The 22166-nt window shown below is 61.2% G+C and carries 17 protein-coding genes; 5 read left to right on the forward strand and 12 right to left on the reverse strand.

Going from position 1 to position 22166, the window contains the following annotated elements:
- Window positions 1-12 precede the first annotated feature (12 nt).
- Window positions 13-636 (reverse strand): HAD family phosphatase, encoded by a 624-nt coding sequence (locus M0D66_RS11435; protein ID WP_200651832.1) that lies wholly within the window; start codon window positions 634-636, stop codon window positions 13-15.
- Between the two features lie 274 nt (window positions 637-910).
- Here M0D66_RS11435 and M0D66_RS11440 point away from each other — a divergent pair, with 274 nt between their 5' ends.
- Window positions 911-1678, forward strand: a complete 768-nt coding sequence (locus M0D66_RS11440; protein WP_211707133.1) for a YkgJ family cysteine cluster protein — start codon at window positions 911-913, stop codon at window positions 1676-1678.
- Between the two features lie 32 nt (window positions 1679-1710).
- Here the strand turns inward: M0D66_RS11440 and M0D66_RS11445 are convergent, their stop codons facing one another.
- From M0D66_RS11445 to M0D66_RS11455, 3 genes are all read right to left on the reverse strand, one after another.
- Window positions 1711-2862, reverse strand: coding sequence for a branched-chain amino acid ABC transporter substrate-binding protein (locus M0D66_RS11445; RefSeq protein ID WP_211707134.1), 1152 nt, complete (start codon window positions 2860-2862; stop codon window positions 1711-1713).
- 131 nt (window positions 2863-2993) lie between these two features.
- A complete protein-coding gene (locus M0D66_RS11450) occupies window positions 2994-4223 on the reverse strand; it encodes an FAD-binding oxidoreductase (RefSeq protein WP_211707135.1) in 1230 nt (409 codons plus the stop codon).
- Window positions 4223-4345: a hypothetical protein gene (locus M0D66_RS11455; RefSeq protein ID WP_266210777.1), complete on the reverse strand. Its 123-nt coding sequence runs from the start codon at window positions 4343-4345 to the stop codon at window positions 4223-4225. The genes M0D66_RS11450 and M0D66_RS11455 overlap by 1 nt, the downstream gene beginning before the upstream one ends.
- Window positions 4346-4651: 306 nt before the next feature.
- On the opposite strand from M0D66_RS11455, the gene M0D66_RS11460 reads away from it, so the two are divergent.
- A complete protein-coding gene (locus M0D66_RS11460; RefSeq protein WP_200618852.1) occupies window positions 4652-6055 on the forward strand; it encodes a PLP-dependent aminotransferase family protein in 1404 nt (467 codons plus the stop codon).
- Window positions 6056-6153: 98 nt separating this feature from the next.
- Entirely contained in the window at window positions 6154-7239 is a 1086-nt protein-coding gene (locus tag M0D66_RS11465; RefSeq protein WP_200651836.1) for a TIGR03118 family protein, read from the forward strand.
- 4 nt (window positions 7240-7243) lie between these two features.
- On the opposite strand, the gene M0D66_RS11470 is transcribed toward M0D66_RS11465, so the two are convergent.
- The 6 genes from M0D66_RS11470 to M0D66_RS11495 form a co-directional block, all read right to left on the reverse strand.
- On the reverse strand, window positions 7244-8218 hold the full coding sequence (locus M0D66_RS11470; protein WP_200618850.1) for a hypothetical protein: 975 nt from the start codon (window positions 8216-8218) through the stop codon (window positions 7244-7246).
- Window positions 8219-8628: 410 nt separating this feature from the next.
- Window positions 8629-9984 carry a sigma-54 dependent transcriptional regulator gene (locus M0D66_RS11475; protein WP_211701021.1) on the reverse strand — a complete coding sequence of 452 codons (1356 nt, stop codon included), beginning with the start codon at window positions 9982-9984 and terminating at the stop codon, window positions 8629-8631.
- A gap of 319 nt (window positions 9985-10303) precedes the next feature.
- Window positions 10304-11458, reverse strand: a complete 1155-nt coding sequence (locus M0D66_RS11480) for an epoxide hydrolase family protein (protein WP_211707137.1) — start codon at window positions 11456-11458, stop codon at window positions 10304-10306.
- 263 nt (window positions 11459-11721) lie between these two features.
- Window positions 11722-12867 carry a porin gene (locus M0D66_RS11485; RefSeq protein WP_200618848.1) on the reverse strand — a complete coding sequence of 382 codons (1146 nt, stop codon included), beginning with the start codon at window positions 12865-12867 and terminating at the stop codon, window positions 11722-11724.
- Window positions 12868-13346: 479 nt separating this feature from the next.
- Complete coding sequence (locus tag M0D66_RS11490) at window positions 13347-14318, reverse strand: DUF4148 domain-containing protein (protein ID WP_200618847.1); 972 nt, start codon at window positions 14316-14318, stop codon at window positions 13347-13349.
- 327 nt (window positions 14319-14645) lie between these two features.
- Window positions 14646-15545, reverse strand: coding sequence for a DMT family transporter (locus tag M0D66_RS11495; protein ID WP_211707138.1), 900 nt, complete (start codon window positions 15543-15545; stop codon window positions 14646-14648).
- Window positions 15546-15894: 349 nt separating this feature from the next.
- On the opposite strand from M0D66_RS11495, the gene M0D66_RS11500 reads away from it, so the two are divergent.
- Together M0D66_RS11500 and treA are read left to right on the forward strand one after the other, a co-directional pair.
- Entirely contained in the window at window positions 15895-18210 is a 2316-nt protein-coding gene (locus M0D66_RS11500) for a PA14 domain-containing protein (protein WP_244869798.1), read from the forward strand.
- 214 nt (window positions 18211-18424) lie between these two features.
- Window positions 18425-20092, forward strand: coding sequence for an alpha,alpha-trehalase TreA (gene treA / locus M0D66_RS11505; protein ID WP_211707139.1), 1668 nt, complete (start codon window positions 18425-18427; stop codon window positions 20090-20092).
- 73 nt (window positions 20093-20165) lie between these two features.
- Here treA and M0D66_RS11510 read toward each other — a convergent pair whose 3' ends face one another.
- Together M0D66_RS11510 and M0D66_RS11515 are read right to left on the reverse strand one after the other, a co-directional pair.
- A complete protein-coding gene (locus tag M0D66_RS11510; protein WP_211707140.1) occupies window positions 20166-21281 on the reverse strand; it encodes an alkene reductase in 1116 nt (371 codons plus the stop codon).
- Between the two features lie 213 nt (window positions 21282-21494).
- Complete coding sequence (locus M0D66_RS11515) at window positions 21495-22130, reverse strand: carbonic anhydrase (RefSeq protein WP_093644324.1); 636 nt, start codon at window positions 22128-22130, stop codon at window positions 21495-21497.
- Window positions 22131-22166 lie beyond the last annotated feature (36 nt).

The raw sequence follows: 22166 nt of genomic DNA on the forward strand, positions 1-22166 counted from the left end.
GCCACGGTCACATCACGTTGGCTCGATCAATCCGCAACGCTCCAACTCCGCCGACAACGCTTCTGCACTGACAAACCGATATCCCTGCAGACCGGCGTGGCGTGCGCCGGCTACGTTGGCATCCGTATCGTCGATGAAGAGCGTTTCGGCCGCAGGAACACCCAGTTGCTCCACACAGCGAAGATAGGTTTGAGCGGCTGGCTTCGCTGCGCCGAACGCGGCGGACGCATACACGTGAACCCCGAACAGTTGCGCGACGGGTGGATTGAGAAAGCCGATGTGGTCGGTGAGCAGACGGCAGTTGTTGGTGAGCACGGCGATCCGGTGATATTCGGCGACGCGTTCGGCGAGCGCGAGCACTTCTTTATTCGGCGTGATCGATGCGTGGCGCGCGCTCAGCCAGTCTTCCCGGCTGACGGGATAGCTCAGCAGTTCGCCGAGCGCGGCCAGATAGTCGTCGTCGCTGATCTGCCCAGCGTCGGCACGAGCTTCGAGCCCGGATCCCCAGATCGCGTCCCGAACAGCCTCCGGCGTCTGCCCGGAAATTGCCGCGAGACGATCGACCCGCGCCGAACGATCGTAGTGGGACAGAACACCCTCCATATCGAACAGGACCAGCGTGATGGATGCAGTCATGCTGTCGGCCTCGCATCGAAAGCTTCTAGAAATGAACATGCCATCCGACTGTAGGCCATCGGACGACGATCTGTTTCTATTGTGCCTCGGCTGGCCGGAGACGCCATGCGCCGCATGAACGAAAAGAGATCAGGCATACAGACGCAATCCACCGCCAGGCGGAGACCTTGGGCAGCGCGCCGAGTTCACAGCAAAAATTTATCGGATTCGCAGTCAGAATTTTTACTCTGCCTCGACTAAAGCACGCGTAGACTTTTGCGGCGAGGGATTTAGCGTGAACGATATCAATTTCGAATGCACTGCGTGCGGCAAATGCTGTCACGATTTGCGCCTGGCGCTGACCATTGCCGAGGCTATCGCCTGGCTGGAGCGCGGCGGCCACATGGAACTCATCTGCGAGGCCATACCGTGGCCCGTCGAGCCCGAGCCGGGCAATGCACAAGCCGAGTACAAACGGGCGCGTTCTTCGCCTGCAATGAGCGGAAGCCTGCCGGTCCGAATCTCGATCGTTCTCGCCGCGGCGTTCGATGGAGCCTGTCCCAACCTGGGCGCCGACATGCGTTGCGGCATCTACGAAGAAAGACCGCTGGTATGCCGGATCTATCCCGCTGAAATCAATCCTTTCGTCGTGCTGACACCGGAAAACAAGGCGTGTCCTTCAGATGCGTGGCAGAAGACGCCGCTGCAAAGGCACGGAATCCTTGTCGATGCTGCGACCGTCGAACGGGTCGAGCAGTCGCGTCGTGCGAATCAGCTCGAGGCGCCGCTGCGCATGCAGGCATGCCTCGAATTGGGACTGAACCATGCCGCGCTCGCGAACGAAGGCTTTGTCATGATTTCGCCGGATAGCGAAGCGCTGTTGACTGCCCTGCGCCATGTTCGCGCGGCGCCGGAATCGCAAGACGCAGCCGCGCAATGGACGTTTGTGTCGAATCGGGCGGGAACCCTGGAAACGCTTCTGTCGGTGGGCGCCACCGGTCACCTCGCTGAGCCCACCGCTGCCGGCAATTCCCGGTATCACGGATTTTTCCCGCCCTCATAAACGCAGAATCATCCGCAACTTCCCGCGAAGAACTAGGCGCCGCTGCCGCCCACCGTCTTGATGCTCTTCCATTGTCCTTGTTGGACCTGAAACAGCGTGTACGGCGGCTTGATCAGATCGCCATAGGGGTCGAAGGTGATGTTGCCTGTCACACCGGTAACTTTCACTTTCGACAGGCTGTCGACGATCTTCGCGCGATCGAGCGAGTCGGCGCCGTGAATCGCCTTGATCACGGCGAGCGCGGCGTCGTAGGCAAACGGTGCGTACAGTTCGACATCCTGATTGAAGCGCGCCTTGTAGCGCTTGCCGAACTCCTGCGCGGCAGGCAGCTTGTCGAGCGCGGGACCAGGCTCGAGATCCTGCGTGCCGTCACCCGCCGTGCCGGCAATCTGCAGGAATGCATTGCTCTTCAGCGCGCCCGCGCCGAACAGTTGCGCCTGCATGCCGAGCGAACGCATCTGCTTGACCAGCATCGCGCCCTGTTCATCCAGGCCACCGAAGAAAATCAGATCGACGTTCTTGCTCTTGAGCGTCGTCAGAATGGCGCGAAAATCCACTGCCTTGTCATTCGTGAACTCACGATCGACGATATTGCCGTTCGCTTCCTTTGCACCTTTTTCGAACGCATCGGCGAGCCCTTGCCCGAATGCCGTACGGTCATCGATGATGCCGATACGCTTCGCCTTCATCTGCTCCACCACGAAATGCCCCGCCACGACACCGCCAATGCCGTCGTGCCCCATGGTGCGGAACACGTTCTTGTAGCCTTGCTTGGTGAGTTGCGGATTGGTCGAGCCCGGCGTGATCATCGCAACGTTCGCCTGGTGATAGACCGTCGAAGCCGGAATGCTGCACCCCGAGTTGTAGTGACCGATCACGCCGACCACGCCGTCGTCGACCAGTTTCTGCGCGACCTGAATCGCCACGCGCGGGTCCGCCTGATCGTCCTGCACGTCGAGCTCGAACTTGACCGGCTTTCCGCCAATCATTGGATGCTTAGCGTTCTCTTCATCGAGCGCGAGTTGCGCGCCGTACTGCAAGTCTTTACCGACTCGCGCGACCGGCCCGGTCAACGGTCCGACGAAACCGATCTTGACGACTTCAGGATCGGCCGCCCACGCAGACGGTAGATATGTGACGAGTGCGCAAACTGTGGCACTCAACAGCCAATTGCGGCGATTCATGATGCGCTCCTTGCGAGATGTAACGTCGCGCGATGTGTAGGTTGGCCGATCCGATGCGCGACGCGTCGAATCTGTCCTGCGGTGCTAGTCGTGAAACAAAAAAATCGGTGCGGTCAAAAACTCAATGAAAATCAGAAACGCGTTGCCGAGTAAGGCGCGAGATCGAGTGGCGGCGCACGCTGCGCAATCAGATCGGCGACGATGCGTCCGCTCACCCCGGCTAACGTCAGTCCGAGATGCTGGTGGCCGAATGCGTAGATCACCCGTTCGCTCGCGCGCGAGCGTCCAAGCACCGGCACGCCATCCGGCAACGTCGGACGGAACCCGAGCCAGCTGCTATCCGGTGTATCGAGCGCGGGTAACGCGCGCTTCGAAGAAAACGTGAGCAGATCGATCAGTGAGCGGTTGCGCGTGTCGCCAAAACCCGCCAGTTCGACCGTGCCGGCGACGCGCAGGCCGTCGCTCATCGGCGTCATGTAGAAGCCGCGCTCGGCCCAGCCGACTGGTCGCGAAACCAGTTGTTGCGCGCCTGGAAAGCGGACGTGATAGCCGCGCTCCGTGTCGAGCGGAACTGGGTCACCGCATTGTTTGGCGAATTGGGCGGAGCGCGCACCGGTGGCGATCACGACGTGACTGAAGCGGCGCGTGGCGCCTTCAATCGTCACACTCGCGCCGTCAGTTGCAGGCTGCACTGCGTCGACAGTCGAGCGCTGCAGTGTCAGGCCCTGGTCGGCAAGCTGTAGATAAAGCGTCTGCAGAAAGCCTTGCGGATTAGAGAAATGCCAACTGTTACTGAACAACACACCGCGCTCGAAGATCGGCGCAAGCGACGGTTCGAGCGCACGGATGTCGTTGCCGCCCAGCACGTCGAAGGCAACGCCTAACAGGCGGCGCAGATCGAGTGCAGGACGCGCGGCATCGAACGAAGCCGAATTCGAATACAGATAGAGGCATTCGCGGGGCCGGACGAAACGCGCCAGTTCCGCGTCTGCCAGCAGCGGCGCATAGCCGTCGTGCGCGCGATCGAGCAACGCCGCGAGTGCCGTGGCGCTCGCCTCATAACGCCGCGGCAGCGAGCTCATCATGAAACGCGCAAGCCACGGGGCGAGATGCGGCAGGTAGCCCCAACGCAGTCTGAACGGGCTCTCGTTCGATAGCAGAAAGCGCGGCAAATCGCGAAACACGGACGGGTTGTTGACCGGAATGCACGCATAGTGCGCGAAGGTTCCCGCGTTGCCGAAGGACGCGCCCTGCCCCACGCCGGCCGGATCGAACAGCGTGACTCGATGGCCGTCGCGCATCAGCGCCGCAGCGCTCGCGAGGCCGATGAATCCCGCTCCGATGATGGCAATCTCCGGCATCACTTGCGTCCTTGCATGTCGCAGCCGTCGCCGGAGAGCGCGTGCATCGTGGCATGCCGCTCGCCCGCCAGCGCGCCGGGTTTCGGCGCGCATGGGGCTTGAGGAGACTGCTGAAAACTCATTGGGAAACTCCTGGGGACAGAATCCGGACACTGTCCGGTGACACCTTGGCGCACTCGCCACCAGACAAACTCTGGCAATCAGAATCACACAATATTTTTTTGTGTGCAATTAAAACTCACATTGTGTGGCCCTGGCATTTTCCCTGGATGGTCTATGGCGCAGTCCTTGCAAACACGGGCGCACCGGACGCGAACCGTTCTGGAGCGCCGTTTTTAGGCGTTGCGGCGGCGCTTGTCTGGTATAGAATCGGCAAAATTCCGCACAATCGCGGACAAAGTCGATTTTGTATGGAGACACCAGTTCTTATGGCTTCTGGCAAAGACACAGCGCGTGGGACCAACGGCGCGCCGGCGCAGGCGAAGCGTTCCACGTATGTCGAGGTGTCCAGTTCGATCGAGAACGAGATTCGCAGCGGCGTCTATCCGCCGGGCAGCCGCCTGCCGCCGCAGCGGCAACTGGCCACCGAACTGGGCATCAATGTGTCGACGGTGTCCCGCGCGTACAAGGAATTGCAGTTACGCGGATTGGTGATCGGCAGCAAACGGCGCGGCTCGCTCGTGACCGGCGGCGCCATGCCGAGCGTCGAACCGGCCCAGCCGGCCAGCAACGCGGCGATCGACCTGACCGTCAACCGGCCGGCCACCGGCGAATTCCTGAACTGCCTCGCGCGCACGCTGGCGGAATTGCCGCGCGATCCGCGGTACCCGCAATTGCAGGAGTACCAGCCGCCGCAAGGCCCCGCCTGGGCGCGCGCCGCCGGCGCACGCTGGATGGCCGCGCCAGGCTTCACACCGGCGCCCGACCACGTGGTGGTCACGAGCGGTGCGCAGCACGGCTTGTATGCGGTGCTGAACAGCCTGATCGGCACCGATGGCGTAATCCTCGCCGACCAACTCACCTACTACGGGTTGAAAGCTCTGGCTCCCGTGTTTCAGTTCGAGATCGTCGGCATTCCGAGCGACCGCGACGGCTTGCTGACCGACGAGGTGGAGCGTGCCTGCCGCCGCATGCCGGTGAAGGCGATCTTCACCGTACCGAATCTGCAGAACCCGACCGTGACGACGATGAGCCTCGAACGCCGCATGGCACTCGTCGACATTGCACGGCGGCATGGCGTGGCAATCATCGAAGACGACGTTTATGGGCCGCTGGTTTCGCAGCGCCTGCCGACCATTGCGAGCCTGTGTCCGGAACTGACGTTCCACCTCGCGGCGACCTCGAAAATTCTCGCACCCGGTTTGCGGCTCGGCTACCTGCTGAGTCCGCCGGACAGTTCCGCGCTGTGTGCGGAGGCGGTGCGCACCACCGCGTGGATGCCCGCGCCGATGTCGATGCTGATTGCTTCGATCTGGATCGAGGACGGCACCGCGCGCCACATCATGGACGCGCAGCTCGCTGAAATTCGCGCGCGGCAGGATCTGGCGCGCGAGCTGTTGCCACAGGAATTACTGCAGACCGACCCGGCGTGCATGTTCGTGTGGCTCAAGCTGCCGCCGCCGTGGCGTGCTGACGACTTTGCGGCGAATGCGAAGGCGCGCGGCGTCGTGGTGATGCCGTCGTCTGCATTTGCGGTGGACAGGTCGGAGATCGAGCACGGCGTGCGGATCAATCTCGCTTGCGCGACGAGCCGCGATCAACTCGTGAGCGCGTTGCGGCTGTTGACGGGCACGCTGAAGGATCGCCCCCGGGCACTGTTCGGCACGATCTGATAAATCAAATCAAAATTGTTCAACCACCAAAGGAATAAACCCACCACCTGCCTCGTTCAATAACCGCAACGACCATCGGTCTTGAGAGAGGTGCGGTCATGAAGTCTGTGCTTACAGTGTTCAGCGCCGTGGTGAGCGCCGCGGCTTTGACGAGTCTTGTCGCGTGCGGCGGCAGTTCCGGATCTATCAATTCGCAGTCGTTTACCTCGTCAGTGCTGGTCTCCGACGGCGCGGTCTCCGCGCCGCACACCGACCCCAATCTGAAAAATGGATGGGGTGTCGCGTTCAATCCAAAGGGTTTCGTCTGGGTCGCGGACAACGGGACCTCAGTCGCCACACTCTACGACGGCAACGGCGTGCCGCAGTCCCTGGTCGTCAGCATTCCGAATGGAACCAGCGGCACGGCGAATCCAACCGGCATCGTATTCAACGGCACGACCGATTTTACGGTCACACAGGGCGGCAAGTCCGGCGTAGGCGCCTTTATCTTCTCCGGCGAAGGCGGCACGATCACCGCATGGGCGCCGGCGGTCGCGCCCACGAACGCGATCGTCATGTTCGATGGCGGCAGTGCCGGCGCGGTCTACAAGGGGCTCGCGCTCGCCAGCAATGGCACGGCGAACTTCCTCTATGCCACCGATTTCCACAACAACAGGATCGACGTATTCGACACGAACTTCGCGAAAGTCGCGATGCCAGGCAAGTTTCAGGACGCAACGCTGCCGGCAGGCTTTGCGCCGTTCGGCATTCAGGCGATCGGCTCAAAACTCTTCGTGACCTACGCCAAACAGGACGCAGCCGCACATGACAATGTCGACGGTTCCGGCCTGGGTTTCGTCGACGTATTCGATACGTCCGGCAACCTGTTGCAGCACTTTGCGTCAGCAGGTCCGCTCAACGCGCCGTGGGGCGTCGCACAGGCGCCTGGCAACTTCGGCCGCTTCAGTGGCGACATACTGGTCGGCAATTTCGGCGACGGCACGATCAACGCGTTCGATCCGGCAAGCGGGCAATCCCTCGGCACCATCAACCTGTCGAACGGAACTACATTCGTGCAGCCTGGGCTCTGGGGTATCGCGTTCGGTAACGGACTCGATAATCAGCCGACCAACACGCTGTTTTTTGCTGCGGGGCCTAACGACGAAGCCAATGGCGTTTATGGCCGCATCGACGTGAAGATGTGAGCGCCTAGCTCTTTACGCTGCGCAAGGCGTAAGCAGACAGCGTCGCGAGGCGTTCGACACTGAGCAACCGGGCGAGCCGTTTCAACGCGTGACGTACACGGCCGCGCAGATGCGCCATGCGCATCTGGCGCCAGAAACGGTCCGGTGCGAACTCAGAAAAACGCGCCTCGCGTTCCAGCAACGCCTTACCGCCTGGCAAGTGAACGAACGAACAGCAGCGAAACCACCGCAGATCGCGATAATTATTGCCGGGCCAATGACGGCCAACGGCCTGATAAGCACCCACCTCGATCAGGCCCTGCCCTTCGTCGACCAGTACGTTGAGTGCCGCGGAAATAAACGCTTCGTCGCCGTGATGTCTCACGCGACCGATTTCGGTGACGTAGCGAGCGTAACTGGCACGCGCGCACGGAACCAGCCGGCGTAATGCGGCGGGCGTCGCCAGAAGAAACTCGCCGCCGTACCAGCGCGGATTTCTGAGCCGCCTGTCCGCCACGATCTCGAGATCCGCAACAACACAGTCGCTGCCGTACGGCGGAAATACTTGATCCGAAATATCGAATGCGCCGAGTCCGGCTTCAGCGCAGCGCTCGATCAGATTACGTTCGAGCGCACGCAACGCGACCATGTCGGCGTCGAGCAGCAACAGCATCGTGTCGGCCGGCAGCGAATCGGCCATCTGATCCATCAGGTCCAGTTTGAAATGCGCGGCATAGAACGGCGTGTTCTTCGGCAACTCGATTGTCGCCTTCAACGTCATCAGTGCCGGCCGGTGCTCCTTTGCCATGCCTTCGAGCCGTTGCGAGACCACCGCCGGCGCGTTGGTCATGATGGTCAGCTTCGGCATGCCGGCTCGCCGCAAGCTGTTGTTCAGGCAGATCGCCTGACTCACATACGCCAGCGGATCGCGATTCGTCGAGTTGGGACCCGGACTCACGTCCACATCCACATAAACCAGCGTGCAAGGAAAAAGATTCACGTTGCTCCTCACCAGGCGTGAGAGACGGTTCGCTTTTTTCCAGCGTGGCCGCTATCGTTCGCGGATTGATCCGCCTCTCCTTTCATGGGCTAAGTCAGAAGTCTGCGCAAGGTGCACAGCCATGCGCAGCCATCGTGCCGCGGCTCGCGCCTTTATGGCGTCACGCTCGAGCCGGGTGATCTGATCTGCGGCGATGGAGTCGGATGAACCGGGGCGCAGGCATCAGGTATGAACTATCGTTTCACGTCCCTGCGTTGCCTTTCCGCCAAAAGTCAGCAAGAGTCAGCAAGACGCAACGCGGGTGCCGTCAATCGGCTTTCAGCCGGTCGAAAGTACGCCAAAATATCTGGCGCCTTAACATTCGAGTGAACAAGTTACCTGCCTGCCGTACGCAATCTTTGCGTCGGGTGTCACATTTCGGCGGCGCTGTCTCCCCCGTATCGCATGCCATGCGCGCCGAGCAAACGGTACAGCGTCGCGCGTGAAATGCTGAGCTCGCGCGCGGCGTCGCCGGGGCGTCCGCGGTGGCGCAGCAATGCGAGTTCGATGGCCTGCCGCTCCGCTGTCTCGCGTGCCTGTGCAAGCGTCAGGGGCGCGGTCGCGACGTAACTCGCCAGTTCGAGATCGTCAGCGGTAATCGTCCGCCCCTCCGACATCACAATGGCGCGACGAACCCGGTTGATCAGTTCCCGCACGTTGCCGGGCCAGTCGTATTGATGCATCGCCGTGATCGCGTCGGGAGAAAAACCGTATAGCCGACGGCTCGCATCTTTCCTGTAGCGATCCAGCGTGTACAGCGCGAGCAGTTCGATGTCCTTGCCGCGCGCGCGAAGCGGCGGCTCGTCGATTCTCAGTACGCACAAACGGTGATACAGGTCAGTACGGAAGCGCCCGTCTTCGATCGCGGCCTCCATATTGACGTGCGTGGCGGAGATGATGCGCACGTCGACATCGATCGAACCGTTACCGCCCAGGCGGTCGATGGTGCTTTCCTGCAGGAAGCGCAGCAGGCTCGCCTGACTCTCGAACGGCAGATCGCCGATCTCATCGAGAAACACGGTACCGCCGTGAGCGGCTTCGACGCGCCCTATTCTGCGCTGATTCGCCCCTGTGAAGGCGCCACGCTCGTAGCCGAACAACTCCGACTGCAGCAGGTGCGGTGGAATCGCGCCACAGTTGATGGCGACAAACGGCGCGTTGCGACGCGCCGAATGCGCGTGAATCGCCGCCGCCGTCAGCTCCTTGCCCGTACCCGATTCACCGGAGACAAAAACGGGTGCATCGTTTGCGGCCACTTTGCGGATCGAGCGGAACAACGCGAGCATGGCATCGCAAGTGCCAATCATCTCGTCTTCTGCCGTAGACGTATCCACAAACACCGGCTCGCCGAGCGAGATCATGCCGCAGGCATGGCCTACCGTATCGATCACCCTGGCGTCCGCGGTGGGCAGCGTCACGTAATCGAAGCAGTAGTCGCGCACCAGCCTGCGTATGGCGGCGTCATCGAGTTCCGGCGCCGCGGTCATCGCGACCCAGCCGATGTTCGGCATCGCGAGGCAAGCTTCCAGCGCGGCAATGTCACCGGGATCGAACACGCTCGACAGATCGGCCAGGCCAGCCGCCAGCGAGCCGTCACCCACGGCCTCGCGCACGCCACGAACCGAGCCGATGACGTCAACCTGCCAATCGCGCTCCTCGAAACTCGCCAATAGCGCCGGCGAAGGATCGCGCGTGAAGTAGATGACACGCCGCTTGATGGCCTTCATTTTCTGCATTGTTTTTTTGTTTTCTCGCCGGGCCTGCTCTGAAACCTGGTGTGGCCAGGCCCCTCGCACGACATTGCTCTTGTTGCTCCATGGCCGCGGATGCCTGTCCTCGTGAATCAGGCGCGTACCGGGAGCTGCCATTTCATGGTGCATCGGGTTTCGGCGAGCCGGCGGCGCTGCGAACGTCGGCTAACGAAAAACCGGATGCGACAACGACCGTCGATCATACGCGGCTGTGCGGTCGCCGTGGTGGGTCCTGACCTTATTTGAAGATTAAGTCCGCAAGCGCACCACGCCGTGCACCAGAGTTGCTATCGGACTAGCGCCTCAACTTCCTGAAAAACTTGCGAATCTCGGCAGCGAGCAGATCGGGCTTTTCCATCGCAGCGAAATGGCCACCGCTCGGCATGTCGGTCCATTGCACGACGTCGAAGGTCCGTTCGAGCCACGTGCGCGGCGGATGGTTGATCTCCTTCGGGAAACAGGCGAAGCCCACCGGCGGCACGACGCGTTGCCCCTCGGCGAAGCGCATCGGCTGCAGCCGGTTCTCCCAATACATCTGCATCGCCGTGCCAATACTCTGCGTGTACCAGTAGAGCGAAATGTTGGTGAGCAACTCGTCTTTCGAAAACACCCGCTCGATTTCACCGTCGCAATCGCTCCACGCGCGAAACTTCTCACCGATCCACGCCGCGAGGCCCACGGGCGAATCGTTCAGCGACGCCGCCACGGTTTGCGGTTTCGTGGCGTGCATATGAGCGTAGCCGCCTTTGAGCGCGACCCATTCGTTCTTCTCCCGCAGATAGGCTTCCTCCGCGGGCGTAAGCGGTGTTTGCGCGGCACCGCTCGCGGGCTCGTATGAACTCGGCAGGAAGTTGAGATGAATGCCGTCGACATGCTCATGATGCCGTGCCGCGAGCGCGATCGAGACGCCGGCGCCCAGATCGCCGCCCTGGGCCCCAAAGTGCTCATAACCGAGGCCACGCATCAGCGCGACCCACAAATCCGCCACCTGAAACGCGGAAGTACCGGGCCCCACCGGAGCCTGCGAGAAGCCAAAGCCGGGCAGCGATGGAACGACGACGTCGAACGCATCGGCGGGATCGCAGCCGAATGCGGTCGGGTCGCATAGCCGGTCGAGCAGCGCGTGAAACTCGAAAAACGATCCCGGCCAGCCATGCGTAATCACGAGCGGATAAGTCGTAGGGCCGACGCCACGTCGATGCACGAAGTGCACACGCTGACCGTCGACCTCGGCAAGAAATTGCGGCTGCAGATTCAACCTGCGCTCCGCCTCGCGCCAATCGAAACGCTCGGCCCAGTGCTGCGCGAGCTCGCGCAGCCAGGCGGAGTCGGCGCCCTGCTGCCAGGCGGGCGACGGCGTCGCCGGTGCCCAACGTGTCGCGTGAATCCGCCGGTGAAGATCGGCTATGTCGGCATCAGGCACGGCAATCTGAAACGGCTCTATCTGCATGTCAGTTCATCCGGCACAGGGTGTGGGAATAACAGGCGCTTCGGATTCGATAGCGCTGTTCACGGCAATCCAGCGGGGGCTAAGGCACGAAGCGAGCTTGAGGCGCACTGAGCGCACAGAGCAATCTGCATGGTACACAATGAACGCGATTCTCGTTTAGCGCGGCGGAGGCCTTCATGGTTGCAGCGCTTACGGCTCTATTGGAAACAAGAAAGCCCGCGAAATGCGGGCTTTTTTTACAGCTTACTGCCTACACCAGCCGCTTAGAAGCGATGACGGATACCCACCGTGCCAACCACCTGCGAATCGGTTGACGAACGGCTCACACCGACGATATCCGCCGTGACGCCCGAATCACCCACGCTGCCGACGTGCTGGTATGCCGCTTCAACATACACGTCGGTACGCTTGGACAAGGCGTAGTCGGTCTGCAACGTCAGTTGTTGATACTTCGGGCTCGCGCCGTTCAGACGTGCGTCGGTGAACGTGTACGCGCCCGACACCGTCCATGCCGGCGTGAATGCGTAACGTGCGTTCACTTCATAGTTCGTGAAGCGCGCGCTGCCGCCGGTCAGCGCGAATCCGCTCGTCGTGCCCGACGCCGACGATCCGATCGACGTTGCGTTGTGCAGTTGCGTCTGCGTGAACACGAGGCCGACGTTGGCCGCGCCGAACGCATAGTTCACACCGGCGCCATAGGTGCGCTGAAGGCCTGCGTTGAACGTGGAGTCGCCGCTTGCCACGGCACCGCTCGTGTTAGTCGTCGAGCCGGCGCCGTTCAGTTGCAGGTAGCCCGCAGCGAACTTCAGGCCGCCGAATGCATACGATGCGCCGACGCTGTAGGCGCGGCTGTCCGCGAAGCTGCCCGCTGCGTTCGAGAAACCGTACAACGCACCGAACTTGAAGCCGCCGTAGTTGACACTCTGGAACTTGACCGAGTTGTTGATACGCACCGAGTTGTTCAGGTTGTCGTTGTCGTACGGGTGTGCCGAGAGCGTGCCGCCGTATTGCGTGCCGTTCAGCGCGAGCGGAGCGAGATAATCGACCACGCTGTCGTACTGGCGACCCAGCGTGACCGAGCCGAACTGGTCGCTCGACAGACCGACGAAGGCCTGACGCCCGAACTCACGGCTGTTCTGCCCCAGCTTGCCGTTCGACAGATTGAAGCCGTTTTCCAGCACGAAGATCGCCTTCAGGCCGTTGCCCAGATCTTCCGAACCGCGCAGGCCCCAGCGGTTGCCGTTCAGCATGCCGCTGGCTTGCTGAAAGTTGCTGCTGCCGCCCGAATTGCTGGTGTAGGTCAGGCCCGTATCGATCAAACCGTACAGCGTGACCGAGCTTTGTGCGTGGGCGGCACCCGCGGCGCCGATGAGTGCGAGCGAGAGGCCCGACAATACGAATTTATTCATGGATTTCTCTCCTGATTCGGATAGCGGATGCTATCGAGCGGCCGAGAATATCCCACTAATCGAAATACTGTTTTTCAGTTAATTACGACGTTGTGTATATACGACGCCACTGATTTTTTAGATTGCCGATCATTTCACGTAACAGCCAGTCCGCTGCCGAAAATGAAATGGGGCGTACTCCTCTCGCGAGCACGCCCCAAGTGCCTGATTTGATGCTGCTCTCGGAGAATCAAGCCAACGCAGAATAGCATGGCAAATATCTGTCAACAACGAATTAAGGCCGATTTATAATTCCAATTAATTCCAATGGAAATTAATTGGAATATCTTGGCAGATAAATAAACAAATTCAATCCATTATTGCTGAAATTGAAAATAGTTATTGTTAGTTTTAAAGGCCGCGCAGAAATCACATTGCACGGAGAAACCCAGTTCTGCACGGATCGCTGCGTCGCTGCACTAACTGCGGACTGAGCAGCTTCACGGACGCGGCGCCCCCGTCATGCTCGGTGCGCCGCCGGGGCCCGCGGGGTCCGGATTGCCGAACGTGGGCAGGCTGCCGTCGGCGCGGGCGCGGGCGATCTCCGCGCGTACCTGTGCGCGGGTTTTTGGCCCGCTCCCGGATTTCAACAACGCGCTGGCGGCGGGCGCGAGTTGAGGTGTCGATGGCGCCGGTATGGCTTGCGGGCTTAGCTGGGCTTGCGAGCCTGGCGGCGCTGATATCGGTTCTGTTGGCTCTGTTGGCTGTATCAGTCGTATCGGCGTTGACACGGCAGGCGCGCTGGTTACGCCGGAGAGTGCCTTCGCCTCGGCCGGAACAGAGGATGACGAACTCGCACCAGCAGGTGTGCCAACGCCACTCGCTCTCCCGTTCGAGAGGCTACCCGCACTAACATCGGCTACCGCGGTTTCGAGAGCATGCCGGGTCTTCGAGTAACTGGAGGACGCACGGTTCGAGCGTTCGCGCGTCGCTACGTAGCTTTCGTGCGTGCGGCCTGTTTTCCCGGAAGACGTCGCCGAAGATCGCGCCGATTTCGCCCCTCGCTGCGTCGGCTTGTCCCCATGCACAACGGCCAGCGCGTGCTGCGTCTGCTTCGCACGCGCCTCGACTTCTCTTTGCAACGCAAGAACCTGATCGTCGTTCCGATGTGCTGAACGCACCGCGTCCAGTTGCGCCTGCGCGGAAACAAGATCGTTGCGCTGCAGACTGTTGCGCGCCGCCTGCAAATCCCCGGCAATAGCCGCCGCTGAATCACTGCGTGCAACGACCGGCCCGGAACTCACTGAGCCCGTTATCGTATCGCCACGTGTGGCGTGAGATCCATTGTCGCGCTCCAGGCCGAGTTCGTCCGTCGGCAGCCAGCCTTTGTCCGACTGCGAAATATAAGCCGCGATCGCAAGCGCGCCGACAAAGAGGCTCGTGAGAACTATCTTCCTGGGTTCGACAACCATGACGTCTCCCTCTCAAATCGTGGACATGCGCGTTTGCCGTATCGCAAACGGGCCCGAATTCATCAGAGGGTTCGCAGCGAATCAATCGATGCCGCCGCAACGACCGCGAATTCGGGCCGGCGCAGTCACGTACGAATAAGAGTGCAAACTGGATGCGTGCTATTCACCATTTATAGTCGCCAAACGTCGATTCGTCCGCGCACGCAGGGTGTGTTGTCCGAAAAAGCCAGCTTACTGACCACGCTTTCCTAGGACGATTGTTTGAACTGCGAAGCAATGAAGGCGGATTTTAATCCGTCGTTTGAATTCGATGAAGGCAGCACAGACCTACACGAGCGGACCTTCAGTCTGCTTGCCGCGCACGGCGACCGCAATCGAGCTGCCGACAATCAACGCAATGCCGAACAACGACATGCTGCCGATCGTCTCGCCCCATACGATGTAGCCAAACAGCGCAGCCCACACGATGCTCGTGTAGTTATACGGCGCGAGCGCGCCGGCATCGGCCCGTCGAAATGCCATCGTCATCAGCAACTGCCCTGCCGTGGCAAACCCACCGAGCAGGGCCATCACCGCGAGCGCTTCGATCGACGGTGTGCGCCACGCGAAATATAGCGATGCCCCGGTGACGATCGTGCCGATCATCGTGAAGTACAGCACCGTGGTGCCCGAATCGTCGGTGGCGCGAATCCGCTTGATCTGAATGATCGACAAAGCACCGAAAAACGCGCTCGAAATCAGCAGGACCGGACCGAGCCAATTCGAATGCGAACCGTCCGGACGCACCACGAACAGCACGCCGATAAAACCGACCGCGGCGGCAAGCGCATCGCGCGGCTTGAGCGTTTCCTTCAGAAGCAGCGGTGCAAGCACGATCACCAGCAAGGTCTCCGAGTAGACGATCGCCACCGCTTCGCTGAGCGGCACATAGGGCAGCCCGGCAAAGAACAGCCCCGACGCACCGAGCAACGTCAGCGCGCGCAAGGTCTGTCCACGCACATCCATCTGCCTGAAACGCTCGATGAGCGGCTTGCCGCGCAGGCAAACCGCCACCGCAGGCAGCAAGCCGAACAGCATCCGGAAGAACGTCACTTCATTGGCCGGATACGCGAGCGCGACGGATTTCGCCAAAGCGTCGACCACGGCGAAGCAGAACATCGAAACGAGAATCAGCGCGACGCTACGCAGCGGCACGCCTGCACTCCGGACGGCGGTGATGGGCGGCATGAGTTTTCCTGGGAACGCGCGAAGCTGCGCGTCGCTTAGGTTTCGCCTCCAGTGAAAGGAAGGCGTAATCGGAAAACGGATTATGCCTGCGGCGCCGCGCGCGATCGACTGGAAAAACTGCCCTCACCCATTCCGCATCCGCGCCACCAGACAAGCCCGCGTGCCCCCACCTGACAAGCTGCCTCTTGTTTGCACCATTCCGGGTAAGTACCGATACAGCTCTCGCTAACTAATAATATTATTCATAGCAATTTCCGCATCCATGGGGATTGGACACACTGTCTATGGCCCCATGCAAATTTAATAATAATTATGACCATCAATTAAGCGGGGACATCAGGAGATACAGGTGCGCAATTACTTTGTGCTGGCGGCGCTCGCCATGTTGGGCGCTTGCGGCGGCAATGACGGTTCACCGGGCGGGACTGCGTCAGCGAACAGGCAGATCGCGGCAGTCGATTCCGCAGCGGCATCGGCAGCGTCGGCGGCCTCTGCGGCGGCTCTCGCGGACACCGCCAACGTCGAAGCCGAATTCAGGGCCGCGAAGACCATTCCATTGGGGATGAAAACGACGACACCCCCGCTTGTGATCACTGACCCCACCCTCAACCTTCCGCCGTACACCCCGCCACCGCCGCCCACTCCGGTTTCCACCACGACCCTCAACTTCGGCGACTTCACGAGCTACCTCGCGCCCGGATCGACACAAGGCTGGCAACCCGGCACGAGCAGTTCGACCATCACGATTGCCCCACCGGCCACCAACGGCACAGGCGCCGGCGACAAAACCGTTGCGCTCGCAAGCACCTATGCCACGGCGTCCTACGAAGCGGATGTGACGGTGAGCGCGCCCGTGGGTAACGGCGCCGCTAACGCCGGCTTTATCGTGCGCACGACCAACCCCACCGCCGGCGGCCCCGATAGCCTGACCGGCTACTACATCGGCCTCGATACCGGTTCGCACGTGTTGCAGGTCGGCCGCGAAAACAACAACTGGACGAACTTCATCGCGTATCCGATGAGCTCGATCGTGGGCGGCAGCACGCATCACCTGAAGGTCACGACGAGCGGCACGGCCATCACCGTCGATTTCGACCAGCAGCGCGTGATCAGCGTCAACGACGCCACCAACGCCCTCCCCGCGGCCTTCCAGTCGGGCAGCTTCGGGCTGCGGCGCTTCGGCGTCGGCGCGACCTTCAGCAACATCACAATCCACACGTATTCGACCGTTACGTCACCCAGCTTCGATTTCTCCAAGGTTGTCGGTGCGGTCTACACGCCGTCCAACGCGGTGAATGCGATCGACTTCTGGGAGAACTACGACCCCGAGATCGTCAACCGCGAGCTGACGTACGCGCAAACGTACGGTATGAACACGATTGCCGTGTATCTGCACTACCTCGTGTGGGCGAACGATCGCGTCGCATTCCTGAGCAAGTTCGAGAACCTGCTGAAGATCGCCGCGCGGCATGGCATCAAGGTCTCGCCGATCTTCTACGACGACTGCTGGAACCCGACGCCCGCATATGGTCCGCAGCCCGCGCCGGTCTGGGGCGTGCATAACAGCCAGTGGGTCCAGTCGCCCGGCACACCGGTCGAGCAGGCGTATTTCCAGCCGACAGCGGCCAATGCCAGCATCACGTACAAGGCGAGTCTCGCGAGCTACATCACCGACTTCGTCGCGCCGCACCGCAACGACCCCCGCATCATTTTCTGGGAGCCGATGAACGAACCGGGTTGCAGCGGCAACGGCTCGTTGCAGCAAACGCGCGCCGTGATGATGAACGATGCGCGCATCGCGATCCTGAATGCGGGTGCGACGCAGCCGATCAATTCGCCGCAGGTGCAGGAGGACGAAGGCTCGTATTTCTCGGACTTCTATGCGTTCCATCCGTACAACAACCCGTACACGGGTCCAGTGAACGGCAGCAATGTCAGCGCGCTGAATTCCGAAACGCTGCAGCGTGGCTTCCCTGGCACGACGGGTCAGACGATGCCGGGCATTGTGTCGAACTACGGCGGCACGACGGGCTTCATCGTGTGGGAACTGATGATCGGCCGCACCAATACGCGCTTCCACTGGGGCCAGGTGCCAAGCGCGCCTGCCACCGTCGAACCTGCCACGCCGTTCCAGGGAACGATCTATCCGGACGGTCATCCGTGGCAGACGTCGGAGACTCAGGCCTTGACGGGTGGGTTCGATGTGAAGCTGCCGGTGCTGCAGGTGGGCTACTACAACGATCCGACCTTCAGCAGCGCGCCGGTCAAGACATCGATTGCGCCGTTGATCGACTTCGACCTGAACACCGAGCGCGGCACCGATTCGCCGGATGCCTCAGCGGGCGTCAACGCGACGGGTTATGGCCTGCGGTGGACCGGTGCGATAGAGGCCGCCAGAACCGGGCTCTACACGTTCTCGATCAATAGCGACAACGTGGCTCGTCTGTGGATCAACGGGGTGCGGGTCATCAACAAGAAGACCTCGACGCCAGGCACCGTGAGCGGTACGACCTGGCTGAACGCGAAGCAGCGCGCGTCGATCAAGGTGGAGTATGTGCACGGTACGGGCCCGGCCAGCATGCACCTGTCATGGTCGAGCCCGGCGGCGCAGGGTCCAGGGGCACTGAGGATCGTGCCGTCGGATTCGCTCGTGACATCGAACTGAAGGAAGGCTTAATTAACAGCCCGGCAGCGCGCAAGCTGCCGGGCTGTTGGTAGCCGCCGTTAGCCATCGGCTTGCTCAGCGCACCTCGGCGCATTCCTTCCGCATAGTTTGAATCACCCTCCGTTTTGTGCGATGCTAGCCGCGCCCCAGCAATCATGAGAAGAACACGGGCGCGAGGCAGACCAATCCTGTTGTCCATTCCTCAGGAGGAGACATGATTGTGTCATCGCAATTGCGCCGCATCGGCGTCGCCCCTCGTCTGTCATTCGCCCCGCCGCTGGGCGCTGCCAGTTTAAGAAAAGCAAGCGCCGTTTCCAGCTTCGTTTTTCTCACCAGTCTCAGCGGCGTGTGTTACGCCGACACCCAGGTCGGCGGCACGCTCCCTCCCGCTCCTGACAAGCTATACGGCGATCTTTTCGTGGCCGTGCAAACCGCGCAGATCTATCCGGATCAGAAGACTTTCGTCGACGCAACGCCGAACGCCGATCCTGCCGCGATCGTGCAACTGTACGAACAGCAGAAGAACAATCCCGGCTTTTCGCTGGCGAACTTCGTCAACCAGTACTTCACGCCGCCGAGTGAACCCGTCATCACGCCGCCCGCGAATCAGACGCTGCGTGAGCACATCAACTGGCTATGGCCTGCCCTCACCCGCACCACCACGAGCGCGCCGGCAAACAGTTCGCTGATCCCGTTGCCGAAGCCGTACGTGGTGCCAGGCGGCCGCTTCCGCGAGGGCTACTACTGGGACACGTACTTCACGATGCTAGGCTTGCAGGAGTCGGGGCATGAAGATCTCGTCGACAACATGCTCGACAACTTCGCCTATGAGATCGATACGTTCGGCCACATCCCGAACGGCAATCGCACCTACTACCTCGACCGGTCCCAGCCGCCGTTCTTCTCGTACATGGTCGCACTGGCGGAGAAGGTCGAAGGCCGCGGCGTCTATCAGAAGTATTTGCCTGCCCTGCGCAAGGAGTACGCCTACTGGATGCAGGGAGAAAGCTCGACGCAGCCGGGCCAGGCCACCCGCAACGTGGTCGTGATGCCGGATCGCACGGTGCTCAACCGTTACTGGGATGAACTCGACACGCCGCGTGACGAGTCTTATCTGGAGGACATTCAGACCGCCCAGCAGGCAACGGGCCGCAATCCGAACGACGTCTACCGCGAGTTGCGGGCGACTGCCGAGAGCGGCTGGGATTTCAGTTCCCGCTGGTTCGGCGACAACATGACACTCGCGACGGTGCGCACCACGTCGATCATCCCGGTCGATTTGAACAGCCTCATGTTCCACCTTGAAATCACCATCGCGAAAGGCTGCGGCGAGACGCGCGATTTCCGTTGTGTCGGCGAGTTCGCCGAGCGCGCCGCCAAACGGGCGCTCGGGATCAACCGGTACTTGTGGAACGCCAAGGGCTATTACGGCGATTACGACTGGACGCTTGCGAAGCCGCGCGACAACAAGACTGCGGCAATGGTGTTTCCGTTGTGGGTCGGTGCAGCGTGGCCGGACCGTGCGCAGAAGACGGCTCAGCAGGTGCAATCCGTCCTGCTGCAACCGGGCGGCCTTGCGACCACCACCTACAACACCACGCAGCAATGGGATGCACCGAACGGCTGGGCGCCCTTGCACTGGGTCGCGATTGAAGGCTTGAAGCGCTATGGCCAGGATGCGCTTGCGCAGCAGATCGGCACGCGCTTTCTGACTGACGTGAAAGGGGTTTACGCGTCAGAGAACAAGCTGGTTGAAAAGTACGTGGTGGAAGGCGCGGGCACCGGAGGTGGCGGCGGTGGCGAATATCCGCTGCAGGACGGCTTTGGATGGACCAACGGGGTGACGCTCAAGCTACTCGATCTGTATAGCCCGGGCGACTGATCTGCACGGTGTAGCAATGCAAGGAGGCGCACACGTCGCCCATAGCGGCGTGTGCGCGGAAGCGTAGGTCCACTCAGCGCTTCGCGTCCTCGTCCAGCGTCGGGTAATCGGTGTAGCCTTCCGCACCGCCGCCATACATCGTGCTCTGATCCGGCTCGTTCAGCGCTGCGCCAACCCGAAGCCGCTCGACCAGATCCGGGTTCGAAATAAAAGGTCGGCCAAACGCAATCAGGTCTGCCCGTTTTGCCTTGAGCGTCTTCTGCGCGAGCTCCCGGTCATAGCCATTGTTCGCCATGAACAATCCATCGAATGCCTGGCGCAACACCTGCAGATCGAAACCGCCCTCGACGTCGCGCGTGCCGCCCGTGTCGCCTTCGATGACGTGCAGGTACACGAGCTTGCGGGCATTGAGTTGCTTTACCACATAGGTGAACAGCGGTTCGGGATCGCTGTCGGCGATATCGCCGAAGCTGCTGAGCGGAGAAATACGCACGCCGACGTGCTCACCACCCCAGACCTCCGTCACGGCATCGGCCACTTCCAGCAACAGGCGCGCGCGATTTTCAATCGAGCCGCCATATTGATCGGTTCGTTGATTGGTCCTGTCGCGCAGAAACTGATCGAGCAGATAACCGTTTGCCGCGTGGATTTCCACGCCATCGAACCCAGCGGCCTTCGCGTTTTGCGCGGCCAGACGATATTGCTCGACGATGCCCGGCATTTCCGAGGTTTCAAGTGCACGCGGCGTGACGAGCGGCACGAAGCCCTCGTCGGTATAGGCCTGGCCTTCGGGTTTGATCGCCGAAGGCGCTACGGGCAACGCATTACCCGGCTGCAGCGACGGATGAGAAATACGGCCCACGTGCCACAACTGCAGGTACATATGGCCGCCCTTCGCATGCACGGCATCGGTAATATGTTTCCACGCCTGTACCTGGGCGTCGTCATAAATACCAGGCGTGAACACATAGCCCTTGCCTTGCTGCGAAATCTGCGTCGCCTCGGCGATGATGAGACCGGCCGTTGCACGTTGTGCGTAATACTCGATGGCCAGTTCGCTCGGCACGTCGGCCTCCTTCGCGCGACTGCGCGTCAGCGGCGCCATCACGATGCGATTGGGCAACTGCAGCGGCCCGAGCGCGACCGGTTCGAACAGGTAGCTATCGACGTGCGCGGATTCGGTAGACATGGCGGCTCCTTGAAAAAGATCCAATGCATCGAAAGGCGGCTAGCTGCCTGGCTCGTGGCGCTCCATCGAGCGGCGTCATCGGCGCGTGTTGCAACAAGCGCTGGAGCGATGCCGCCTGCTTCAGGCGCTCTGGCAGTATAGGTTGCTATCCGGAACGCCGAAGAGGTTTTCCGGTTTTACCGCATGTGCTTTTCGTGGGGCTGCGGTCCGAAGCTAGACTGCATAAATTTCAGGGTTGTCCACCAACGGCAAAAACTCTCCTGTGCGCCCATCGAGTGCGAGCATGGCGCCGCTTTCGATATTGAAGATCCAGCCGTGCAGTCGCAACGATTTGTTCGTGAGGCCCACGGCCACTGACGGATGCGTACGAATGTTCGCGAGTTGCGCCATCACGTTGTCTTTGACGAGAGCGTCGAGACGCTCGGCATCTGACGCATAAGTTCGCGATGCGTTAATCGCTTTCGCCGCATCGGCGTGACGGAGCCAACCCGCCACGGCCGGCAGATGGTCGAGGTTCGTGCACGTGCAGATCGCCGTCATCGCCCCGCAATTGGAGTGGCCGCAAATCACGATATCCCGCACGCCCAATACTGCCACCGCGTATTCGACAGTGGCCGATACGCCGCCCGGTTCCGGGCCGTAAGACGGTACGATGTTGCCCGCGTTGCGGATCACGAACAGCGCGCCGGGCTCCACCTGGGTCAATAGCTCAGGAACGACACGGCTGTCCGAGCAGGTCACGAACAGTGTGCGTGGATTTTGCGCAATCGATAAGCGCTTGAACAATGCGCTTTGCTGCGGGAAGACTTCGCGTTGAAAGCGGATGAATCCTTCTATGATTTCCTGCACGACGTTCTCCGGATAGTCAATGCCTCGGCCTGCCAG

It is taken from the genome of Paraburkholderia sp. SECH2, assembly GCF_030464795.1.
In the GTDB taxonomy this organism is placed as follows: domain Bacteria; phylum Pseudomonadota; class Gammaproteobacteria; order Burkholderiales; family Burkholderiaceae; genus Paraburkholderia; species Paraburkholderia aspalathi.

Bases quoted from the DNA above. Each gene is read 5' to 3' on its own strand.
- M0D66_RS11435 (WP_200651832.1), bottom strand. From the start codon at position 636: ATGACTGCATCCATCACGCTGGTCCTGTTCGATATGGAGGGTGTTCTG.
- M0D66_RS11445 (WP_211707134.1), bottom strand. From the start codon at position 2,862: ATGAATCGCCGCAATTGGCTGTTGAGTGCCACAGTTTGCGCACTCGTC.
- M0D66_RS11450 (WP_211707135.1), bottom strand. From the start codon at position 4,223: ATGCCGGAGATTGCCATCATCGGAGCGGGATTCATCGGCCTCGCGAGC.
- M0D66_RS11455 (WP_266210777.1), bottom strand. From the start codon at position 4,345: ATGAGTTTTCAGCAGTCTCCTCAAGCCCCATGCGCGCCGAAACCCGGC.
- M0D66_RS11460 (WP_200618852.1), top strand. From the start codon at position 4,652: ATGGCTTCTGGCAAAGACACAGCGCGTGGGACCAACGGCGCGCCGGCG.
- M0D66_RS11465 (WP_200651836.1), top strand. From the start codon at position 6,154: ATGAAGTCTGTGCTTACAGTGTTCAGCGCCGTGGTGAGCGCCGCGGCT.
- M0D66_RS11475 (WP_211701021.1), bottom strand. From the start codon at position 9,984: ATGAAGGCCATCAAGCGGCGTGTCATCTACTTCACGCGCGATCCTTCG.
- M0D66_RS11480 (WP_211707137.1), bottom strand. From the start codon at position 11,458: ATGCAGATAGAGCCGTTTCAGATTGCCGTGCCTGATGCCGACATAGCC.
- M0D66_RS11485 (WP_200618848.1), bottom strand. From the start codon at position 12,867: ATGAATAAATTCGTATTGTCGGGCCTCTCGCTCGCACTCATCGGCGCC.
- M0D66_RS11490 (WP_200618847.1), bottom strand. From the start codon at position 14,318: ATGGTTGTCGAACCCAGGAAGATAGTTCTCACGAGCCTCTTTGTCGGC.
- M0D66_RS11495 (WP_211707138.1), bottom strand. From the start codon at position 15,545: ATGCCGCCCATCACCGCCGTCCGGAGTGCAGGCGTGCCGCTGCGTAGC.
- treA (WP_211707139.1), top strand. From the start codon at position 18,425: ATGATTGTGTCATCGCAATTGCGCCGCATCGGCGTCGCCCCTCGTCTG.
- M0D66_RS11510 (WP_211707140.1), bottom strand. From the start codon at position 21,281: ATGTCTACCGAATCCGCGCACGTCGATAGCTACCTGTTCGAACCGGTC.